The sequence below is a fragment of the Mycolicibacterium helvum genome, assembly GCF_010731895.1.
GTDB classification, from domain to species: Bacteria; Actinomycetota; Actinomycetes; order Mycobacteriales; family Mycobacteriaceae; genus Mycobacterium; species Mycobacterium helvum.
The window spans coordinates 382,501-402,331 of the sequence record NZ_AP022596.1 but is presented as its reverse complement, the minus strand read 5'-3'; the positions used below and the strand labels follow the sequence as shown (position 1 = coordinate 402,331).

The following is a 19,831-nucleotide window of genomic DNA, read 5'->3' as shown; positions in this document are numbered from 1 at the left end:
TCGACCACGAAAGCGACTGTCTCCGTGTCTATTCAGCAACATACGCACCGCCAAGCCAATCTCTTCAGCCCGACTCTTATCGGTGAGGTAGAACTGGACAACCGCATCGCTCTGGCGCCGATGACCCGAGTGAGTGCGGGAGCCGATGGTGTGCCCACCGATCGGATCGGCGGCTACTACCGGGTCTTCGCCGACGGTGGCTTTGGTTTGCTGATCACCGAAGGCCTCTACATCGATAACCAGGCCAGCCAGGGCCACTTTTTCCAACCCGGCATCGCCAACCTCTCCCACGCCGCGGCCTGGAGGCGAGTCGTCGACGGCGTCCATGCCTCCGGTTCGAAGTTCTTCGCCCAGTTGATGCATGCCGGTAGCCAGTCACAAGGCAACCCGCGCACCACCGCCACCTAAGGGCCGTCCGCGGCGGCTGTGGGCTCGATGAGGCGCCGTGCGGGAAGTGATAACAAACGTCCGCTTATTATCAGTTAAGCATCTAAGTGATGATAACCTGACCGCGTGTCATCACATGACGCTAGGACTGCCGTCGAGTACGAGACCCTGACATGGGATATGCCGACCGAGGCTGGATACGGGCGGCAGAACGTGCGCGCAGCGCTGCGGCAGTCCGGCGAGTATCGGGCGGCGATTCCGGCAGAGATCGCCCAACTTGAGGTGTCCCTGCCGTCCCGTGTCCTCGCCGACGCGGAGGAAGCCAGCCAGGAGATCGCTCGTTTCGACGCCGAACTTGGCCACGAGATTGCACCCTTCGCTTCGGTACTGCTCCGCTCAGAGTCGGCCGCCAGCTCCAAGATCGAGAATCTGACCGCCTCCGCGCGCGCTATCGCTGAAGCCGAGACTCTCGGGCATTCCAGCCGCCGCAATGCCTCGGTGATCGTCGCCAACACCGAGGCCATGCAAGCCGCCGTCGCCCTGGCCGACTGCGTCGACGGCGACGCCATCCTCGCGATGCACGCCGCGCTGATGAACGCCAGCAATCCGGACATCGCCGGCAAGTGGCGAACCGAGCAGGTGTGGATCGGTGGCGGCGACTTCGGTCCCCGGGGCGCAGATTTCATCGCGCCCCAGCACAGTCGGGTCCCAGGCGCCATCGACGACTTGATCAGGTTCTCCGGGCGCGACGATATCCCCGTTCTTCCTCAGATCGCTATCGCGCACGCACAGTTCGAGACCATTCACCCGTTCCCAGACGGGAATGGCCGCACCGGCAGGGCACTCATCCAGGCGACGTTGCGCAACAAGCGGCTGACTCGTCAGGTCACAGTCCCGGTCTCGGCGGGGCTGCTCACTGACACCGATTCCTATTTCCAGGCACTCAACGCATACCGCGAGGGCGACCCCGCTCCGATCGTCGAAAGGCTCTCTGCGGCCTCTGTTTTAGCGGTCGCCAATGGTCGCCACCTCGTCGGCGACTTGCAAGCAATCAGGAAAGTCTGGGCATCGAAGATCACCGCTCGCCGGGATTCCGCGGTTCACCGTATTGCCGACATGTTGATCAAACGCCCGGTCGTCAACGCAAAACTATTGACGCGTGAACTGAACATCCCGATGAGCAACGTCTACCGCTATCTGGACCCATTGATCAAGGCGGGGATCATCGTCGAGTTCACAGACCAGTCGCGCAATCGCGCTTGGCGCGCACCCGAGGTGCTGCACGCTCTCGATGCGTTCGCCCTCCGCGCCGGACGTCGGGGCTGACCACGCGACTCGTACCTGCGGGGCGTCGGTCGGACGTTGTGGAATCGTGGACCTGTGCAGGAGAGCGCCGATGGCGGCGATCAGGATCTGATGAAGGCCAGCAGATCGGGGTTGAGGACGTCGGCGTGCGTGGTCAGCATTCCGTGCGGATAGCCGGGGTAGGTCTTCAGCGCGCCGTTCTCGAGTAGGTCGACGGCGCGGGGTACGGAGCTGGCGTACGGAACGATCTGGTCGTCGTCGCCGTGCATCACCAGCACCGGGACGGTGATCTTCCGCAGATCTTCGGTGAAGTCCTCGAGCCAGCAAAACACCGTCGCGGAGTGCGCTTGGGCGCTACCGGACATGCCCTGCCGCCACCAGTTCGCGATGACGGCCTCGGAGGGCTCCGCACCCGGACGGTTGAAGCCGTAGAAGGGGCCTTCGGGCACCTCGCGGTAGAACTGCGATCGGTTCCCCAGCACACCCGCCTCAACTGCGTCGAACCACTCCTGCGGTTGACCGCCGGGGTTCGTCTCGCTGCGCAGCATATTCGGCGTCAGCGAGGCCACCAGCACCGCCTTGGCGACCCGATCCTGGTGGCCCGCGACATAACGAGCCACCTCACCGCCTCCGGTGGAGTGCCCGATGTGGACGGCATCGTGCAGGTCGAGGTGCTCGGTCAACGCGGCGAGATCAGCCACCCAGTGCGTCATGTCGTTGCCGGTACCGACCTGATCGGAGCGCCCGTGCCCACGGCGGTCGTGGGCGATCACCCGGTAACCCTGCTGCAGGAAGAACGTCATCTGGGCGTCCCAGTCGTCGGCCGTCAGCGGCCAGCCGTGGCTGAAAACGATCGGCTGGCCTGAACCCCAGTCCTTGTAGAAGATCTCGACGCCGTCCGATGTGGTAATGGTGGGCACGGTTGCTCCTTCTCGTTGGGGCCTGCCGTGATGGAGAGGCAGGCAATGTTGCCCTGCACGGTGTGTAAATGTGCTAGTTCCGAATGATCAACCGGCGCGCGTTAAAAACGGAGCACTTCCTCTGTGGCGCAAACGAACTCACAGTCAGACCGCACTGAATTACCTTGAGAAAGTTGGTCGACAGCATCGCCGGTCTCGTCCGATATTATGTGTACGATCGGCCAAGAACAATGACTGAAAACTCGGATTACTTTGCCGAACCACCATCTTCGGCAGAGTGGCAGGCATCATCACCTGAAGCTGAGGATGCGCTCTCGGAAATTCTGCACGTCGTGCAGCTCCAGGGTCGGTCTGTCGCGCGGTACGCCTCGCGCGCCCCCTTCAACATCGCCCTGCCGGCCGGGACCCGCTGGTTCCACATCGTCGAACAAGGCCCGATCCGGATCCAGGCCCTAGGTATGCCCACCCAGTTGTTGGACGCCGGCGACCTCGTACTGTGCGCCCGCGGGGATGGCCATCATTTACAAGCTGGTGATCCGATAAGCGCACGGACGCTCCGGGATACCGACAGCCCACCCAATGCCGCCCTCCTCAGCGACGCCCGGGCGCCGCGATGGCTGACCGGCACCTTCACCGCCAACGACACCATCGCAGATCCCGTCTTTTCGGTACTCCCTTCCGCGATCGTTGTGAGCTCCCAGCCGCACGGTCAGGAATGGTTGCCGGTGACTCTGCAACTCTTGCTTGTCGAGGTCACGTCACCAAGCCCAGGTTCCTCAGCGATGATTTCGCGGCTGTTGGACCTGTTGTTCATCCACGCCCTGCGCGAATGGTCCCGACAGCAACCCACCAATGCTGGATGGCTAACCGCTGCAATGGATCCCGCGCTGAGCACCGTCCTCACGGCTATCCATCGCGACCTCAGTTACCCATGGTCGGTCGCTCAGCTTGCCACCATTGCGAACGTCTCCCGGACTGCGATGGCCCAGCGGTTCACTCGACTGCTCGGCCGACCGCCGTTGACCTACATCGCCGACCGTCGGCTCAGTCACGCCGCCGAGCTACTTCGCACCAGCACCACACCCGTCGCAGCCATCGCCAACCAGGTCGGCTACTCATCCGAAGCCGCCTTCAGTAGGGCCTTCCGCCGTCGCTACGGTCAGCCCCCGAGACAGTGGAAAAACGCGACAGAATCCCTGAGGGACAAGATCTGAGGCAGGATCTGAACAGTCCCGCTTCTCTCAATCGAGGCTTGCCTAAGACACCTGGAAGTTTGAAAGCTTCATCGTGTTGCCGGTGTCGCTTGGCTTACTGGCTCACGTGGCGGCTGATTCGCCGGCGCCGCCGGCCTCATCGGGACTGAGGATGTACAGCCCGGCAATCGACCGATCGTCACGGAAGGTGATGCGAGCGACGAAATCGCCTGCCTCGAAGGTTAATGGCGTGTTTGTGGTGGTGAAGAGGCCGGTGCGCTTGGCGTCGGTATCTCCGTGACTCTCGTAGGCCCCAACCGTGCCCGCAATGTGAGCCCATGCCTCGGCGAGGCCTTCCTCGGTTAGGCCGTCGTGCATCGTGGCGTCGAAGCGCGCGCGGATATCAGCCCACCGGGTGTGAACAAGGTCCTCGATGACGGTCCTGGCGAGTTCGTCGGCTCCAGGAAGTGGTGTGGTGTTCATGGTTTCTCCAGTTCGTGGATCAATTGGTTTTCCGTAACGCTGGAAGACGGCCTGGCGCGATACGCCGAGCACTCCGCCGATTTCCTGCCAGGTTCGACCTGCCGCCCGTGCCTGCTCCACGGCCTCGGCCAGCAATGTCTCGGCCTTGTCCCGAATCTCGTGCGCCGCGCGCACCAACTCGAGTGGATCGTTCTCGCTGTTCAAGACGGGGGCGGCCAAGATCTGGCCGAGCTGGCGGTGAAGCTGTTGGCCAGTCATAGTGAACGAACCGGACATGCGTCAACGTTAGATTGACATGCATACGTTCGTCAAGAATTGCTTGACGTCGTCCGCAACTCCGTCGTTGTGGTCGCCCTGGACCCAACGGAACCGACCTGCGTCGCAACTTCCCGCGGTCTATGGAACATCAGCACCCGCCCGCCTGGCGCGAAGGTCTGCTCCAGCCTGCGCTGGAGCTTTGAATTCGTCGCACCCCAACCGGGTCTGAAGGCGGTTTGATCGACCTCAACGTCCTGTCCCGCAACAGCTAGGCCATATTGGGGCCAAGGCGGCTGGACCGATTAGTTGGCGCTACCCTTTGTGCCGTGTCCCTGGCCGGAGCGACGTTCGGCGCGGCGCGTACCAGCCTTCTGGGGATCGGCCTGCTTGGCGGCGACCCGAACGACAGTCCTATCCTGTTTGGCTGCAAGATGTTTCGATGCACTGCCCTGATCCGCACCAGTCGAGTGTGAGCGTCGGGAAGCAGCTAACGATGCCTTTGGCGCAGTTGTGTTAGCGGAATCCGCGGCCGCCGAACTCATCTCGCGGTTGGTGACCACAGACGCTGCAGTGACGGAGACTGAGGCACTTGGCGACGGGAAGAAAAAGGAGCCCACTCGCGCGGTGAGATCGGCTAGTTGCTGCACAAATTGTGAGCAGCCCGTGACACATAGGAAATTCGTAACGAACCCGGCTGCGATTATCGGCAGCGAGACCGGCAACGTGATGATGAACAACGCCTTTCGAATCGCCCGATCGATCCGCTCCGGAAAGACTGCGATGTTGTTCGTCGCCGTACGGCTGGCCGCCGCTGGTGCCGTCAAGGCCGCATCGCTGGGACCGAGTTGCTGGGCAGCATCGGTAGTCGATGCGGTCACCGATGACGATTGAACGTGATTGCCCGTGGCGGCAGCCCCGGTGGCGATTTTGAACCGGTTCGTCAGGGCTCTCTCAACAAACCACCGAACTGTATCGAGGTACCCGGGGGTAAATCCCGCCGTCGCATAGTGGAAGAGTTCGAGGGTCGGCGCAAACACCGGCGCTAGCGCAATGAACGCCCCCAGCTCTACCCAACGTCCCACCCAATCGGCAAGCTGCACAAACGGCTTCAGAACATCTGCGCGGGTCACCTCATTCGACGGCAACGACGAAGATGAAACCGCCGCTAAGGGCACATCACGGGGATCTGCCTTGCCGGGTGGCTGTCGGTGACCGGATGCCGCCAAGGCCAGATCGCTGAGGTGCACGACGTGAATCAGCTCTGTCCGAGGTGCCACGTCCACGGCCGGCGGAGACACTGACACCACACCCGCCGTCAGTGTGACGGAAACACAAAGGGCGCAAACCGATTGGCGAGCTGCCATCCATATGGCGCGGAATTTATCAGCTTCTTCTCAGGATGGGTGAGGATCGGCGCACGCGCCAGGGGTCACATCGGCGTCGGTCGCATCCACTACACGCGCGTCCTGATCCTCGTCCAGGACCTCACCATCAGAACCATCAACGCCGCCGACGACTTCCCGAAGAGTATTTGTTTGTCTGGTAGATGGCAGTTTCTCTTCCGGGTGATGCGAGCACGGACTGGCTGAATCCGCTCGATTCTTGGTCGTACGCGCCGAATAGACGGCAACGCGGTTCGAGGTATTTGCCGCCGGCCGATCATCACTGCTTGCGGTGGGAGTCGGCGCGGCTGAACACACCCACGACCGTGACGCGTCGGTGCGCGTCGTCAATGCGGTAGATCACGCGGTACGTGCCCCGGCGGGCACTGCGACGATCTTCCAGGGGCGGCCTCAATCGCTCACCGACCCGATGCGGGTTGTCCAGCAATGGTCCGGTGATGAACTTGTAGGCCGCGAACGTCACCGCCTCCGGCAGGGTCTCGGCCAACTGCCGTCGCACAGTCGGGGCAACGACCAGCTCGTAGCGCCGGTCGGTCACTTCCCAGCTCGACGAGCCTGCATCGCCGCGGCGAGATCGCCCTCACTCACGCTCTCTCCTCGGGCCAGTTCGGCATCGGCCTCGCTTAGTGCGCGCAGCGCCGCAGAATCGGACAGGACTGCGATGGTCTCCTCGAGTGACTCCAGATCGTCGACGGCGATCAAGACCGCGGCCGGCCGCCCATGGACGGTGACCGTCACGCGTTCGTGCTGCTCTCCGACCCGCGCCACCAACTCCGACAGGTGGGCTTTCGTCTCAGCCAGTGAACTGATCTCCGGCATGGTCATAAGTATGACTATAAGTCCGCATCGTGTCCAAGCGCCTTCGGGCGGGCGGGAGCAGCCCCTTGAGTATTCAGGTCGCCTCCGGACAGTCTTGGGGCCTGGATGCGCCGACAAGGCATGCTCGAGGACATCTACGCCTGGATCGCTCCCGTCCGCTGGCGCTCCCGTGAGCCACCCCGGATCGGACATCATTACCCGGACGAGGCTGTGGGTTTTTTACTGCTATCAAGGTAGCGGCGGCGAGTCGCGGCCCCGCACGGATATTCCTGTCGGCCGATGCGAAGCCGTGTTCGAGGCCCGGTGCTTGACGAAGCTGGCATACGTCGGTGCTTACAAGCGGCTCGGTGCGAGATCGTCGAGACCGGCGCCGAACCCCGCTTCCAACGCACCGTCAGTTTGCATTCCTGCGGCGAACAGTTGTTGCATCCTGGCTTTGGTTTCGGGGCGACCGAGTCCGGCTAGGAAGAGTTGGCTGTCCTCGTGCAGGGCGTCAGGGTCGGGAAGGGTGAGGGCGTTGACGCGGCGTTTGGCGTCGGCGATTCCCGCGGTGGGGAAGCGTGCGATCCGGTGGGCGAGCGCGGAGGTGAAGGCGGGCAGTTCGTCTTCGGGCAGCACGCGGTTGATCCAGCCATACTGTGCGGCCAGATCGGCCGGGAAGTCCTCGGCACCGATGAGTGCTTCGAGTGCCCGGCCGCGGCCCATGAGACGGGTCAGGTGTTGCAGCGCACCAGCCCCCGGTACTGCGCCGAGGCCGATCTCCGGTTGTCCGAACATTGCATGCTCTCCGGCGAAGCGCATGTCGCAGGCCAGGACGAATTCGCTTCCCGCTCCACGGACTCGCCCCGTGATGGCGGCGATGGAGACTTGGTTGAGGGCGCTGATGCGGCGGTAGAGCTCACCCAGAGGTGCCCCAGGTTCTAGGCGGGAGACTTCGGCGCCTAATTCCGATGCGCGGTACATGTCGACATGTGCGCTGAAGAATTCGCTGCTGGCGCTGCGGAAGAGCACTACGGAGATGTCGTCGTGGGATTCGAGGTAGAGCACTAGGTTGACCAGATCTCGGACCAGTTCGGGCCCGATCAGGTTGAGCGGCGGGGCGTCAAGGGTCGCGTAGAGCACGCTGTTGTCGACGCGAAGGTCGAGGGTCTCGGTGCTGATCATGTGGTCCTCAGTTCGGGAGTTGGGTGCCGTTGTGTTCGGCGATGAGGTAGGCGGCGTACCAGTCGGGCCAATCGGGGTCTTCTCGCCCGAGCCGGGTTTCATGTTCTCCGTGGGCGTCGGCGACTCGCCGCAGGGCTGCGGCCAGGTCGGCGACCGAGCTGAACGATGCGGTGCTTTCGACCCGGCCGGGTAGTCGGGTGGTGATTTCCTGCAGCCACCAACGGTTTCCGTCGGGATCGGGAAAGGTCGCGAAGGATCCGTAACTGCTGCGGTCGGGGTGCGGTCCGCTCAGTCGGGCAGTGCCACCCGGGTGGTGGAACACCCCGCCTGCGTCGTGGAAGATCTCGCTGACGTCGACGCCGGCATTAAGCAGTTCTTTTCTTGCGACATCGATATTGGTGACTGCCAGGTGCAGTCCGGTCACGGGGGCGGAGCCCGGTTCGGTGACGCCGGTGCCAAAAATGACGGAACACGGTGACCCCGGTGCGGTGAATTGGATGACGCGGAAGTCGGCGCCGGTGGGGACGTCAGCGTCCAGTCGCCAGCCCAGTGATTCGTAGAACTGCTTGGCCCGGTCGACGTCGGTGACCGGCAGGACGACTACTTCCAGTTTGAGGTCCATGACCAATTCGCCTTCAGCGGCCGGCCGGCACGGCGCTCTTGAGCGCCGCACGTTCGATGCTGGCCGCGAACCGAGGGGTTTCCAGCGCGTTGTGACGCGCCGACGCGGTGGCGTGCGCGGCGGCGGCTTGTTCCAGGGTGAGGCCGGCACTGTCGAGGAAGGCCAGGAAGTCATCGGTGGGTCGGACCACCACTTCGTTGGTGAAAGTCAGTCCGTCGCCGTCGGGTTCGGCGGTCAGTTCCCAGGTCACCTGCATGTTGGTACGGGTGCCGTCCTCGGCGAAGACGTCGGAGATGGACACCATCTTGACGTGCAGCGGCTCGACGATCTCGCCGACGTAGTGCTCAATGATCAGGGAGTCACCGACCTTTTCGACGTTGATGGACATCGGCCGGCCGTCGTCGGTGGTGGTGTAGCCGGCGGCGATGTGGTCAGGTGGGGCGCATCGCTGGTACTCGGCGTCAGGGATGCCGAGTAACCAAGTGCCGATATCGACCTTGTCGACAGGGGCGTTGATCCGGGCCTGGAAGGCCGAGCGGGCGAGCAACAGATCTTGCTGAACGGTGGTCATGCGAGTGCCTTTCGGTCGTTGAGGATCTGCAGGAGTTCGTCGGTCGTGTGGATGGCGTGGGCGTACTGGGGTGCGTTGAGATCGAAGGTGGCGGCCATCTCGTCCCAGCTGAAGGCGCCGATGGCGTCGCGGACGAGGGTGACGTGATAGCCGAGTTCCTGGGCGAAGCGTGCGGTGGTGTCCACGCAGGTGTTGGCTTTCATCCCGATGATCACGACCTTGGTGATGCGGTGTTGTTTGAGCAGCATGTCCAGGTCCGTGTTAGCGAAACCGCTTGAAGCCCAATGCTGCGAGGCGATCAGCTCGCCTTCTCGTGGGGTGAAGTCGGGATGCCACTGTGCCCCCCAGCTCCCGACGGCGAAGGTTTGGCGCTCCAGCACCCGACGTTGGGTGGGGGAGAGGTGATCCCAACTGCGGTAGTCGTTGGGTGCGGTTTGGTGATGCGGGACGATAAATACTCTGATGGAGTGCTCGCGGGCTGCGGCGAGAACAGCGCGCATATGGTCGAGCAGCTGGATGCCTTCGGCAACTTCCCTGACGGCATCCCACAACTTGCCACCCTCGGAAATGAAGTCGTTGTAGGGATCGATGATGAGCAGCGCCGTGTCTTCAGGGCTATAGATCTCTGCCGGATCGGTCATGCCTTGAGCATCACTTGTGCCCGGGATGTTCGCGCCAGGGAAAACCCCGGGTCGTCGGTGGCTGGACCTGCCCCGGTTGCTTAGAGCTGATCGCGGCGGCGCAGTGCATCGTCGAGCTGGCGCCGGGAGGTGATCTGCATTTTGGTATAGATCTTGCCCAGATGCCATTCCACGGTGCGGGCACTGAGGAACAGTTCGGCGCCGATCTCGGCATTGGTGCGCCGCAATCGCGCCCGTTGGGCGATCTGCTCCTCCTGGGCGGTCAGTTCAGCATCGGTGGTCGCCGCGCGCGCCCGTACTTTCTCCCCAGTGGCCTGTAGTTCCCGCCGGGCGCGATCTGCGAACCCCCTTACCCCCATCGCCGACAGCGCGTCGTGGGCGGCAGCCAACTGCACCCTCGCATCAGTTCGGCGATTCTGCCGACGCAGCCACTCTCCGTAACTGAGCCGCGCTCGTGCTAGGTCAATCGCCATCCTGGTCCGTTCGAGCCGTTCGATTGACTCGGTAAATCGATCTTCAGCTGCAGGCCCAGCGGTTACCAACGCAATGCTGCGTGCGGCCATCCCGTGGGCCCAGTCGGTGCCGGATGCCGCGGCGAGCTCCGTGAGTTGCCGCGCCGCTTCGCCGGCGCGTTCGACCTCCGTAGCTCGGGCGGCCGCTTCGGCCAGCTCGTAAAGCGCGCGGATCGCCACCGCAGGTACGACGTTGACGCTGGTGCAGGCACTTTCGGCCATGTTGGCCGCGGTGGCGTAGTCGGCCAAGCCGTTGTGCAGGACCGCCTGTGCGTACGACGAATACTCCAGCAGCCATCCCTGACCCTGGTGATGGGCCGCCTCTGACAGCGGCTCTGTCCAGGTGCGAACCCCTGGCGCATCACCTCGCCAGGCAGCCAATAGCAATGCGATGCGTGGCGGCGTCGATGCGGTGACGAGGGGATCGATTCGTTCAGCCTCGGTGAGGATCGTTTCGGCCTCGTTCAGCTCACCGGCATGGACATGAATCTCAGCCAATCCATCAAGCATGAACGGCAGCCAGCTGAGCATTCCGCTCGTGCGGGCGGCGGCTACCTGCTTGGCGACGAGCGCGTACCAAGCTTCGTCGTCGCAGAGATGCATGGCCATCACGTTGAACCCGAAGCCGAGGAATCCGGGGTCGGCTGCCTCGCTGCGATAGCGGTGCACCGCCTCCTTGAGCGTCGGTGCGGCTGCGACGTACCCGCGCGCCATCCATGTAGCCACACCGTGCACAAGCAGCTGCACCGTCGGAGTCGGTGCTGGTGCCATGGGTAGTGCCAGAGCAGCATTCGCGATCTCCAGACGCACCTGAGTACTTCCGAGCCGGCCCGCATACGACGTCGCGATCAGCGCCTGCAAGTAGGTCGGCCACGCAGATGCGGGATCGAGTGCCTGAAGGAGCTGTGCGGCCCGGAACAAGAGTTCCGGAGCATCACGATCGCGGCGCAGGAAGGCCACTTGAGCCTGAAGCAGGTCCACGGTGACCCGCTCCATGTCGGATAGCTCTATTCCGGTTCTCAATTCGGCCAGGAGTCGTTGGGCAGCGTCGAGATCGCCGGCGAGCAACTTCGCCTGCGCAGCGATCAGCGCCCGAGAGATCCGGTCCGCTGGATCGGGGCTCAGCACCACGGCCCGGTCCCAAAACGCCGCCGCCGCAGCAGCACCACCGCGGGCCTGCGCCCGGCCAGCGGAGGCGATGAGTTCGACGGCCACAGCTTCGTCAGGCCCACTGGTCGCATGGGCGCGGTGCCACGCCGCCCGATCGGGATCGGTCTGCGGATCACTGGCCGCAGCCAGTGCCGCATGACTCGCTCGCCGCTCGTCAGCGCTGGCCATGCGGTAGACCACCGAGCGCAACACCGGGTGTCGGAACCGGACCGACGCTCCTATCGTCAGCAGACTCGTGTGGACCGCAGCGGTGGCAGCGTCCATGCTCAAACCGAGCTGGCGGCTGGCCCGTGCGATCAGGGCGGTGTCTCCGACTGGGTCGGCGGCCGCAAGGATCAACAGCTGCCTGGTGTCGCGTGGCATCGCCGATAGCTGAGCCAGGTATTCGTCTTCGATCCGGCGCGACAGCGTCACCGCGTCCGCGCTGACGAACCCACCGCCGAACCCGGCGGTCCGCACACGGGTCCCGAATTCGTGTAGCCCCAATGGATTGCCTTGTGCCTCATCGATGATGCGGTCGCGCACCTGCTCGTCGATGGGTACGGAATGCAGCGACGCCAGGAGATGGCGCGCTGCCTGGGTGTCCAAACCGGAGACAGCGAGCTCGGGTAATCCGACGAATGGGTCCGGTTGAAACACCGGCGCGCGCGAGGCGAGCACCAGTCCGATTGGTTCGGCTAAGAGTCGACGCCCAATGAATCCGACTACTTGGGCCGAAGCGTGGTCAAGCCAATGGGCATCTTCGACAACGCATAAGAGCGGGGTTTCTGCGGACGTCGCGGCAAGAAGGCCCAGCGCTCCCAGCGCCACCAACAGTCGGTCGGGGTTATCTCCGGCCTCCTGACCCAACGCAACATTCAAAGCGCGGCGTTGGGGATGTGGCAGCTTTTGAAGGCCGTCCAACATCGGCGCGCAGAGATCGTAGAGCGCCGCGAACGGGAGCTCCATTTCCGACTCGACGCCAGTGCAGCGGGTGACCAGTACGCCGCGGGCTGAGTCGGTCAGGTAACGCAAGAGGGCGGTCTTGCCGATGCCGGCATCACCGCGAAGGACCAGCACGGCGCTGCGCCCGGCACGTGTTGTCTCCACCAAGTCATCGAGCGCCCGGCACTCGACGGTGCGCCCCAATAGCGCTCTGGACGGATTCACCTCACCTTGCCCTCTTATCGAGCTTGATGTCGGGGTGAGTCTACGGTGTGAGCAGCGCAAACACGCTCTCGCACAGTATTCTCACAGCTAGCTAGAGTGGCCGGACTGCGCGCCGCAATGGTGAGGAGACCACCGTGACCAATGAGCTGTCCGGACAGGCCGTTGTTCTGATCGGCGGCAGCGCCGGAATTGGACTGGCGACCGTGAAACACGCCCACGCCGCCGGTGTCCGGGACATAGTCCGAGGTGCCGCGATTCGCACTTTTGCAGAGAGGGTTGGTGGGGCTGGCCCGGATATCGGGCACACGACTGATTTGCTAGCTGAAGTCAGATTTGCAAAGCAACTTCACCTAGTCCGATAAATGAAGTTAAACCGCGGTGGTGACTTCACTTAGCCCTGTCGATCGCGAGGGCGTCCGTTGGGGAGCCGCAGGGGAGGCATGCGGGGCGAGCGTTGCCCAAGTACCGCACCTATCGCCCCGCTGTGCCCGCCAGTATCGCCGACCCGGCCCTCGACTTGCCGCCGTCGGTGCTGGCCGACGCTGAGTCGGCCAGCCGCGAGATCGCACCGTTCGCGTCAGTGTTGCTGCGGTCGGAGTCCGCTGCCAGTTCGCAGATTGAAAACCACACCGCCTCAGAACGAGCCATCGGCGAGGCCGAGTTGCCCAGTGGCAAGGCCAAGCAAAAATGCGGCCCTGGTCGTCGCCAACACCGCTGCGATGCAAGCAGTGGTCGCGCTGTCCGACACCGTGGACGCGAACGCTATCCGAGCGATGCACCGCGCGTTGATGCTCAACGATCCCCGCCACACCCCAGGTGAGTTCCGCGCCGAGCCGGTGTGGAGCGGCGGCCGTCCACTCCGATCGGTGCGACGTTCGTCGGCCCGCGCCATGAGCTGATCCCTGGGGCGATCAGCGATCTGATCGCGTTCGCGCACCGGGTCGACGTGCCCGCCCTGCCGCAGATCGCGGTGAGCCACGCGCAGTTCGAGACCATCCACCCCTTTACCGACGGCAACGGCCGTACGGGCCGCGCGCTGGTGCAAGCGATGCTGCGCACCAAGGGTTTGACGCGTCAGGTGACGGTGCCAGTCTCAGCTGGGCTGTTGGCCGACACCGGCGCGTACTTCGCCGCATTGACGAGCTATCGCGACGGTGACGCCGCGCCGATCGTCGAGAGCTTCTCGCAAGCCACCATTCTGGCGATCGGCAACGGGCGGCGTCACTGGTGAACTGGGCCGTCGAGCTGGATTTCCTCGGCGTCGAGCGCGAGCCCAGATGCATCCACAAACTGGACAGCCACCGGTCTGCCGCTGTCGCGGTGACACCGAGCGCTCACCGGCCCGGCTGGTAACGGCAGGTGCTCATCGCCCCACTGTTGGAGCGCGCCCAGCACCACCAAGAGGTCTCGGCCGGACTGGGTCAGGTGATATTCCTGGCGGGGGCGCTCGCCAGGACGTTGATAGTCCTCCCTGTCCAGTACTCCCGCGGATACCAACTTGTCGAGTCGGGCGCTGAGGATGTTCGTGGCGATCCCAAGGTTGTCCCGGAAGTCGGCAAACCGGGTGACTCCCATATGACACTCCCGAAGTATCAGCAGCGACCATCGTTCGCCTATGACAGCCAGTGCCCGCTCGATTGCGCAAACCGCATTCGGCGGCTCGAAACGCGGGGGCGAAGTGTCCACGTCCTCAGCGTAATTGGTATGTGCATTGATCTCATACGGCACGGGAACGCCGCTGCCATGTGGGCACAACCCCTGCCCATCCCGGGGATGCGCAGCGAAGCTCATGCGCTCCACTCTACATTGCAAAACGCAACTCAGCCTTATATGCTGGCGTAACACGCATGGAGGTAACAGACCGGTACGCGGTCTCCTCTGGCATGTGGCATGTGGCATAGAGCTCGCAGCTCGGGATCCGTTGCGCGCCTGCCTGGTTAGTCAGTCGTCATTCGAAAGGTTGTTTTGATGTCCACTTCTCTTGATGGGGCAGTCGTTTTGGTCACCGGCGCTAATGGCGGTCTGGGCGTTGAGTTCGTCCGGCAAGCCCTCGACCGCGGTGCCAGCAAGGTATACGCCACTGCGCGGCGCCCGCGCGACTGGAAGGACAGCCGCATCGTGCCGTTGGCCCTCGATGTCACCGATAGCAATTCGATCAACGCTGCGGCCGAAGCCGCCTCGGATACCACGATCGTGGTGAACAACGCGGCGATCGCGATCCTGCCGGACCGGTTGCTTCATCTGCCCATGGCTGAGGTTCGACGGACGTTCGACACCAACTTCTTCGGCGCACTGGAGGTGGCGCGCACCTTCGCGCCAGTCGTCGGCAACAACGGTGGGGGCGCGTTCCTGCATGTGCACTCAGTGTTGAGCTGGTTCGTCGGTGACCCCAGCGAGCCGGTATCAGGCGGCCACGGCGCTTACAGCGCGTCGAAATCGGCGTTCTGGTCGGCGACCAACACGCTGCGCCTCGAGCTGGCCGGCCAGGGCACCCATGTGCTGGGACTTCATCTGGGCTACACCGATACCCCGATGATCGCGACGATCGACGAGGAAGGCAAAGAAAGCCCCGCCGATATCGTCCGGATCGCATACGAGGGGCTCTTGGCCGGTGACTTTGAAGTCGTCGCCGACTGGCGCAGCAGGACGGTGAAGGAGGCTCTCTCCGGCCCCATTGAAGGTGTATACCCACAGCTGGTGAAGGCCGCCTCCAGCTAGGCGCGGCGACTCGGACGCCACGCGAGCAGGCCACCGCATCAGTCGCTTAGGTGATAGGGGTCGCGGCCTGAGAATCGGCGAGCGCGGCGTGCAGCGAGCGCAAAGTCGTCGTCTTCGACTGCGATGGCCCTTATTTCGGGGATAGACGACGCCACTAGCCGGCTGAGCACATGACCCGGTCGGGACTCGATTGCGCAGGTAACGCCGAGTTCGGCCATCAGCTGGGTGGCGTCGTACCACTGAACCGGCAGCGCCACCGCGTGTGCGAGGTCGTGGAGCACTGCCTCGCCTGACTTTGTTGCCCGGCCACTGGTGTTCATGAGGTAGGTGGCGGTGGGCATGCGACGCGGTAGCCGCGTCAGGTGTGCTGCGAGTTGCCTTGCGGTGTCCTGTTGCTGAGGGCAGTGGGAGGCTACCGACACATTGAGCCGTTCGTAGTTGAGCGCGCCTGCTCGCTTGGCAGCGTCGGCGGCGGCGTGCAACGCCGCTGCGGTGCCGCTGAAGACGGTCTGGGTGGCGCTGTTGATGTTCGCCGGCCAGAGCGGTTCGTCGTCGGTGCTGACCTCCCGCGCGATCTCGACGGCGGCGCGGGTAGGTAGGCCGCTCAGTGCGGCCATACCCCAGTCACCTTGTGCACAAGCCAGTTCCATCAGCTGGCCGCGGATTGCGACCGCGACCATAGCGTCGGTGAGGGTGATGACGTCGGTGGTGACGGCGGCAGCGAAGGCGCCAACCGAGTGGCCGGCAACGAACTGCGGACTCAGGCCGTGGTCGGAGATAAGCGCTCGGGCACAGGCCACGCCTGCGATCAGTAGAGCAAGCTGGACGTTGACGGTGCTCTCGAGGGCCGAATCGCTGTCGAGATCATGGGCGAGGCCGAGTGCGTGTAGTTGCGAGTGTGATTCGGCAAGTACCTCCGAAACCGCCGGACTGTCGGGCAGGTTGTGCAGCATGCCCGACTGCTGCGACCCCTGGCCGGGGAACAGGAACGCGAGGCTCACGAGATAGCGACGATGCGCGGCATGAGACAAGGTCCCCGCGCTGTTCGCACCATGATGTCAGGTTGTCTGCCGACCAGTTCGGCCAGCGCGACTGCGCCACTCGGTGTTTCGACCTGGCAATCCACTCGTGCCGCCAGCGAACGGAATTGGTCGTGTAGCTGGACCAACGCAGGCAATGCCTCGGTCACGCCTTGGGGGGCCCGGACCAGCAGGTCGAGATCGCTGTCGGGTGTGGCCGTAGCCAACCCGGTAGCGAGTGCGAAGCCGACGCTGCCGGTCGGTCCCCACGGCAGGTCGGCGTCGGCAAGCAGACATCGAACATTTTTCAGTGTGCTTAGCGCGGGCAGTTCGTCAGACACCGCGACGTGCGCCAGATCCTCAGGAGCCACCATCTCGCAGATAACCCCGGGGTACACCTCGGTGGCGTACCGTTCGGATCGATTGATTCCGCGCACCCCGACAGGTATCAGCCCGTTCGGTGCGATGCCGCGCCGAACGACGACCCACGGTGCGGCGCGCAGCGTCTCGGCAATCCACTCCGGAGCGCCGGTGGCCGGCACCGCTGTGGACAGCCGCAGCAAGTCGTGCGGTCCAGGCATCGCCATATCAGACTGCCGTATTCCATTGCCGGGCAAGCAGTTCACGGACTGCCCTCGAAGCCTGCCTGGTTTTCACGGCTGCGTCCGAGTCGAACCGGTTGGACAGGTCGACAGGTCCGCCGCGGGCGCGCTGGACGGCGCCGGCGATCGCGGTGTCGACAGCCTCGATGTCGTGTGACGTTGGTTCGTCGGCATTCTCGACTTTCAGCAGCGCGTCACAGAACCCGAGTCTTGCCCAGTCTGTGACGTTGTAGCTCATCGGCACAACGGTTTTGGCGATCTCATCGAGTTCGTCCACTGTGCGGAGGGTGATCCGGGCGGCGGCTGCTTTGTGCATGGCGTGAATTTCAACGCCGGGATCATTGAGAGCCAGGATCTGGTTGGCCTGCAGGCCGTGAGTGAGGAAGCCACCCGACAGGGCGGTGCCGACGACGACGGCTATTACCGGATGGCCGGCGACTCGTGCGGTGTGGTAGGCGTCGGTGCTGGCGGCCATTGCCTGGTGCAGGCCTGCCATCTCCTCATATCGGCCGTAGGCCTGACTGGGCAGATCGACGACGGCGATGATCGCTCGCTTGAGCTCTGTATTTGTCGCCATGTCTGCCCTGACCAGATCGCGGACAGCCTCAGCCAGCGCCAGTGCTTCGGTCACGCCTACCTCGCCCTCACGGGCGCGGTAGAAGCGGTTACCGGGGTCTGGAACTACGGCCAGATAGCGGGCTTCGGCTGTAGTAGCCGACAGGACCGAGGGAATTACCGCCTCGACTGTGGCCGTCCCGCTAAGCGCCCGCAACCAGGTCCGACCCCGTGTGGTTGGCGGTTGCGCGCTGGTGAGGGACGTGGCGCTGACCGGCGGAGCCTTGGCGACCGGCTCGTACGAGCGACCCCACAGCGTGCGCAGGTCACGCGGATCGCAGGGCTGAGCGGCGGGATCTAGTGTCGCGAGCCGGGACGCTATGACGTCGAGGCGCTCGCTGCGGTGGCGTCCAGGTTGCGTCACCCCGGCCTTGATTGCGTCGATCAGTGCAGCGCGTAGCCGGTCCGTGTCGTCGGGAACGAGGTCGTCAGCCAATCCGGTGGCGTAACGCTGCTCGCCGCCGTCGACTGCCCAGATGAGGGTGTGGTCGTGCGAGTCGAATTCGTCCACGCCACCTTCTTGTTCGATGACGGCGGGTCCGTCGAGCCCGATCCGGGCTTGCGGGGTGACAATCAGCCGCGTGCACAGGCCCGCGGCGATACTCATTCCGCCGAACGAGCCTACAGTGCCTGCCACCATCCCGATCACTGGTGCATGCGGGCGCAGATCCAGTACAGCCGAACATATTTCGGCGACTGCGTTGAGCCCGAGGTTGGCTTCCTGCAGCCGGACGCCGCCGGTCTCGAAAAGGATCACCCCGGAAGTAGGTGTACCCGCCTGGGAGTCCGCTGCGGCCAGCAGCAGGGCTTGGGAGATCTTGGCTCCGGACACCTCACCCGTTCCGCCGCCCTGGAAGCCCTGTTCAATGGCGGCGATCACGACGGGGCTCCCGTTGACCGTGCCTCGGGCGATCACAGTGCCGTCGTCGGCCTGCGGTGTGATGCCTTGTAGTGCCAGCCAGGGGGACTCGAGTCGATCGAAGGGGCCCGCCAACACCCGCAGCGAGTCGGAATCGAGCAGAGCAGCTGCTCGACCGAGTGCGTCGAGTTCGATGAAGCTACGTCGGGCAAGGAGTTCCTGCCACGTCCGGCCTGCCAGCAGATCAGTAGCGCCCTCGCCCTCAGTCATGAGGTCCGTCCGCTCGCAGCTTCTGACGCTTGGCGTAACCGAAGATCCACCACTCCCGGTGTCGCGCCGAAGTCGTTGAGTTCCCAGCGACCAGCCAACGGCGTGCGGCTGAAGAACCGTTGCAACACGTCGTGCCATACGGTGTCGAATCCGTTGACGCTGGTGCGCACCCGCACGATGACGCTCTCCGGCTCGTCACCAGCTGCCGGCGGCTCCAGTAGTACCTCCAGATCCCCGGAGGCCACGACACCGATGTGCACCGACCTGGCCGCGACGCCGTGCGCCGGGAACTGGTAGTTCAGGGTCTGCATGGATCAGCTCCCCTTTCGTCCAGTGCGTCGAGAAACAGTGTGGCCGACAACAGATCTCCGCTCCCTCCAGGCGACAGCCGCCGCGTGAGGCACATAGCGTCCAGCGCGGTGAAGTTCCGTCGACCCTGCGGTGTGCCGATGCCGCCGGCATCCAGCACGGCCTGTGCGCCCGACTGCAGCATGCGCAGGCCCTCGGGGCCGCCGCGGTGCAGCACACAGGTGTCGTCCAGGGTGGCCATCAGCGCCAGAAGTGCCGCCAACCGCGCAGACCCCTCGTCAGCGCCGGAGCGGCGGGCGGCCCACAGGGCGGGCAGAGCATAATGTCGAACGTGCGGGAATCCCTGCTGCGCTTCGCCTGCGGCGCCCGAAACGCCGTAGCATAGGCGGGCGTGCGCTCCGTGTGAGATCGCTGTGGCGGGGGCGTGCGGGTCGGGGATCGCGGCCAAGCGCGCCGCGCTATCGATGGCGGTTTCGAGGCCTCCTCCGCGCGCCACCCCCGCACTCAGCAAGCCCAATGCCCACAGAGCGCCACGATGGGTGTTCACCCCGCCGGTCGTCGCCAGCATTTCCTGCTCGGCGGTCCGCCCGATCGCGCCAAGTTGGATCCGCAGATCAACTGCGTCCAGGGATTGTTCTGCCGTGGAGGAACATTCGGCGAAGGCAGTACGCAAGGAATCGGCCGAGGCGTACAACATGGCAAGGTCCATGTCGGTGTGTGCGCCGGACCCCCGTCGGTCGACCAGTCCTGGTTTGGGGGTGAGATCGGCTTCGGCCCGGATAGCAGCCACAGCCAGGTCGGCGATCTCGATGTCCGTGCGCAGCGTGGTGGTGATCATCGAG

The 19,831-nt window shown here is 64.2% G+C and carries 21 protein-coding genes; 5 read left to right on the top strand and 16 right to left on the bottom strand.

Annotated elements, in window-relative coordinates:
* The first annotated feature begins 24 nt into the window (after positions 1 to 24).
* Together G6N38_RS01850 and G6N38_RS01845 are read left to right on the top strand one after the other, a co-directional pair.
* Entirely contained in the window at positions 25 to 408 is a 384-nt protein-coding gene (locus tag G6N38_RS01850) for an oxidoreductase (protein WP_246227619.1), read from the top strand.
* A gap of 159 nt (positions 409 to 567) precedes the next feature.
* Positions 568 to 1,713, top strand: a complete 1,146-nt coding sequence (locus tag G6N38_RS01845) for a Fic family protein (RefSeq protein ID WP_163751742.1) — start codon at positions 568 to 570, stop codon at positions 1,711 to 1,713.
* An 80-nt stretch (positions 1,714 to 1,793) separates the two neighbouring features.
* Here the strand turns inward: G6N38_RS01845 and G6N38_RS01840 are convergent, their stop codons facing one another.
* On the bottom strand, positions 1,794 to 2,612 hold the full coding sequence (locus tag G6N38_RS01840) for an alpha/beta fold hydrolase (RefSeq protein ID WP_163745988.1): 819 nt from the start codon (positions 2,610 to 2,612) through the stop codon (positions 1,794 to 1,796).
* A gap of 230 nt (positions 2,613 to 2,842) precedes the next feature.
* Here G6N38_RS01840 and G6N38_RS01835 point away from each other — a divergent pair, with 230 nt between their 5' ends.
* Entirely contained in the window at positions 2,843 to 3,826 is a 984-nt protein-coding gene (locus G6N38_RS01835; protein WP_163751741.1) for an AraC family transcriptional regulator, read from the top strand.
* 102 nt (positions 3,827 to 3,928) lie between these two features.
* Here G6N38_RS01835 and G6N38_RS01830 read toward each other — a convergent pair whose 3' ends face one another.
* The 9 genes from G6N38_RS01830 to G6N38_RS01790 form a co-directional block, all read right to left on the bottom strand.
* A complete protein-coding gene (locus G6N38_RS01830; RefSeq protein WP_163745987.1) occupies positions 3,929 to 4,564 on the bottom strand; it encodes a DUF3887 domain-containing protein in 636 nt (211 codons plus the stop codon).
* Between the two features lie 284 nt (positions 4,565 to 4,848).
* Positions 4,849 to 5,793, bottom strand: coding sequence for a hypothetical protein (locus G6N38_RS01825; RefSeq protein WP_163745986.1), 945 nt, complete (start codon positions 5,791 to 5,793; stop codon positions 4,849 to 4,851).
* A gap of 415 nt (positions 5,794 to 6,208) precedes the next feature.
* Entirely contained in the window at positions 6,209 to 6,487 is a 279-nt protein-coding gene (locus G6N38_RS01820) for a type II toxin-antitoxin system RelE family toxin (RefSeq protein ID WP_163745985.1), read from the bottom strand.
* The gene (locus G6N38_RS01815) at positions 6,484 to 6,774 is read right to left on the bottom strand and encodes a type II toxin-antitoxin system Phd/YefM family antitoxin (protein ID WP_163745984.1); all 291 of its coding nucleotides are present in this window, start codon (positions 6,772 to 6,774) and stop codon (positions 6,484 to 6,486) included. Before G6N38_RS01815 ends, G6N38_RS01820 begins: the two co-directional genes overlap by 4 nt.
* A gap of 327 nt (positions 6,775 to 7,101) precedes the next feature.
* On the bottom strand, positions 7,102 to 7,932 hold the full coding sequence (locus tag G6N38_RS01810) for an enoyl-CoA hydratase/isomerase family protein (protein ID WP_163745983.1): 831 nt from the start codon (positions 7,930 to 7,932) through the stop codon (positions 7,102 to 7,104).
* A 7-nt stretch (positions 7,933 to 7,939) separates the two neighbouring features.
* Positions 7,940 to 8,554: a VOC family protein gene (locus tag G6N38_RS01805; RefSeq protein WP_163745982.1), complete on the bottom strand. Its 615-nt coding sequence runs from the start codon at positions 8,552 to 8,554 to the stop codon at positions 7,940 to 7,942.
* A gap of 13 nt (positions 8,555 to 8,567) precedes the next feature.
* On the bottom strand, positions 8,568 to 9,125 hold the full coding sequence (locus G6N38_RS01800; protein WP_163745981.1) for a hypothetical protein: 558 nt from the start codon (positions 9,123 to 9,125) through the stop codon (positions 8,568 to 8,570).
* Entirely contained in the window at positions 9,122 to 9,766 is a 645-nt protein-coding gene (locus tag G6N38_RS01795; RefSeq protein ID WP_163745980.1) for a cysteine hydrolase family protein, read from the bottom strand. The genes G6N38_RS01800 and G6N38_RS01795 overlap by 4 nt, the downstream gene beginning before the upstream one ends.
* 80 nt (positions 9,767 to 9,846) lie before the next feature.
* Positions 9,847 to 12,597: an AAA family ATPase gene (locus tag G6N38_RS01790; RefSeq protein ID WP_163745979.1), complete on the bottom strand. Its 2,751-nt coding sequence runs from the start codon at positions 12,595 to 12,597 to the stop codon at positions 9,847 to 9,849.
* Between the two features lie 838 nt (positions 12,598 to 13,435).
* Here G6N38_RS01790 and G6N38_RS30560 point away from each other — a divergent pair.
* A complete protein-coding gene (locus G6N38_RS30560; RefSeq protein ID WP_246227615.1) occupies positions 13,436 to 13,828 on the top strand; it encodes a Fic family protein in 393 nt (130 codons plus the stop codon).
* Here the strand turns inward: G6N38_RS30560 and G6N38_RS01780 are convergent.
* Positions 13,819 to 14,388 carry a winged helix-turn-helix transcriptional regulator gene (locus G6N38_RS01780; protein ID WP_163745978.1) on the bottom strand — a complete coding sequence of 190 codons (570 nt, stop codon included), beginning with the start codon at positions 14,386 to 14,388 and terminating at the stop codon, positions 13,819 to 13,821. The two genes, G6N38_RS30560 and G6N38_RS01780, sit on opposite strands and share 10 nt — an antisense overlap.
* Before the next feature lie 177 nt (positions 14,389 to 14,565).
* On the opposite strand from G6N38_RS01780, the gene G6N38_RS01775 reads away from it, so the two are divergent.
* On the top strand, positions 14,566 to 15,315 hold the full coding sequence (locus tag G6N38_RS01775; RefSeq protein WP_163745977.1) for an SDR family oxidoreductase: 750 nt from the start codon (positions 14,566 to 14,568) through the stop codon (positions 15,313 to 15,315).
* A 38-nt stretch (positions 15,316 to 15,353) separates the two neighbouring features.
* Here the strand turns inward: G6N38_RS01775 and G6N38_RS01770 are convergent, their stop codons facing one another.
* The 5 genes from G6N38_RS01770 to G6N38_RS01750 are packed head-to-tail and all read right to left on the bottom strand — an operon-like array spanning position 15,354 to position 19,827.
* The gene (locus G6N38_RS01770; RefSeq protein ID WP_163745976.1) at positions 15,354 to 16,316 is read right to left on the bottom strand and encodes an ACP S-malonyltransferase; all 963 of its coding nucleotides are present in this window, start codon (positions 16,314 to 16,316) and stop codon (positions 15,354 to 15,356) included.
* Positions 16,313 to 16,915 (bottom strand): malonate decarboxylase holo-ACP synthase, encoded by a 603-nt coding sequence (locus G6N38_RS01765; protein ID WP_163745975.1) that lies wholly within the window; start codon positions 16,913 to 16,915, stop codon positions 16,313 to 16,315. Before G6N38_RS01765 ends, G6N38_RS01770 begins: the two co-directional genes overlap by 4 nt.
* Positions 16,916 to 16,922: 7 nt before the next feature.
* A complete protein-coding gene (gene mdcD, locus G6N38_RS01760) occupies positions 16,923 to 18,680 on the bottom strand; it encodes a biotin-independent malonate decarboxylase subunit beta (protein ID WP_163745974.1) in 1,758 nt (585 codons plus the stop codon).
* Positions 18,677 to 18,991, bottom strand: coding sequence for a malonate decarboxylase acyl carrier protein (mdcC, locus tag G6N38_RS01755; protein WP_163745973.1), 315 nt, complete (start codon positions 18,989 to 18,991; stop codon positions 18,677 to 18,679). Before mdcC ends, mdcD begins: the two co-directional genes overlap by 4 nt.
* The gene (locus G6N38_RS01750) at positions 18,979 to 19,827 is read right to left on the bottom strand and encodes a triphosphoribosyl-dephospho-CoA synthase (RefSeq protein ID WP_163745972.1); all 849 of its coding nucleotides are present in this window, start codon (positions 19,825 to 19,827) and stop codon (positions 18,979 to 18,981) included. Before G6N38_RS01750 ends, mdcC begins: the two co-directional genes overlap by 13 nt.
* Between the last annotated feature and the right edge of the window lie 4 nt (positions 19,828 to 19,831).

Bases quoted from the DNA above. Each gene is read 5' to 3' on its own strand.
- mdcC (WP_163745973.1), bottom strand. From the start codon at position 18,991: ATGCAGACCCTGAACTACCAGTTCCCGGCGCACGGCGTCGCGGCCAGG.
- mdcD (WP_163745974.1), bottom strand. From the start codon at position 18,680: ATGACTGAGGGCGAGGGCGCTACTGATCTGCTGGCAGGCCGGACGTGG.
- G6N38_RS01800 (WP_163745981.1), bottom strand. From the start codon at position 9,125: ATGACCACCGTTCAGCAAGATCTGTTGCTCGCCCGCTCGGCCTTCCAG.
- G6N38_RS01775 (WP_163745977.1), top strand. From the start codon at position 14,566: ATGTCCACTTCTCTTGATGGGGCAGTCGTTTTGGTCACCGGCGCTAAT.
- G6N38_RS01845 (WP_163751742.1), top strand. From the start codon at position 568: ATGCCGACCGAGGCTGGATACGGGCGGCAGAACGTGCGCGCAGCGCTG.
- G6N38_RS01830 (WP_163745987.1), bottom strand. From the start codon at position 4,564: ATGTCCGGTTCGTTCACTATGACTGGCCAACAGCTTCACCGCCAGCTC.
- G6N38_RS01805 (WP_163745982.1), bottom strand. From the start codon at position 8,554: ATGGACCTCAAACTGGAAGTAGTCGTCCTGCCGGTCACCGACGTCGAC.
- G6N38_RS01815 (WP_163745984.1), bottom strand. From the start codon at position 6,774: ATGACCATGCCGGAGATCAGTTCACTGGCTGAGACGAAAGCCCACCTG.
- G6N38_RS01810 (WP_163745983.1), bottom strand. From the start codon at position 7,932: ATGATCAGCACCGAGACCCTCGACCTTCGCGTCGACAACAGCGTGCTC.
- G6N38_RS01795 (WP_163745980.1), bottom strand. From the start codon at position 9,766: ATGACCGATCCGGCAGAGATCTATAGCCCTGAAGACACGGCGCTGCTC.
- G6N38_RS01835 (WP_163751741.1), top strand. From the start codon at position 2,843: ATGACTGAAAACTCGGATTACTTTGCCGAACCACCATCTTCGGCAGAG.
- G6N38_RS01750 (WP_163745972.1), bottom strand. From the start codon at position 19,827: ATGATCACCACCACGCTGCGCACGGACATCGAGATCGCCGACCTGGCT.
- G6N38_RS01780 (WP_163745978.1), bottom strand. From the start codon at position 14,388: ATGAGCTTCGCTGCGCATCCCCGGGATGGGCAGGGGTTGTGCCCACAT.
- G6N38_RS01765 (WP_163745975.1), bottom strand. From the start codon at position 16,915: ATGCCTGGACCGCACGACTTGCTGCGGCTGTCCACAGCGGTGCCGGCC.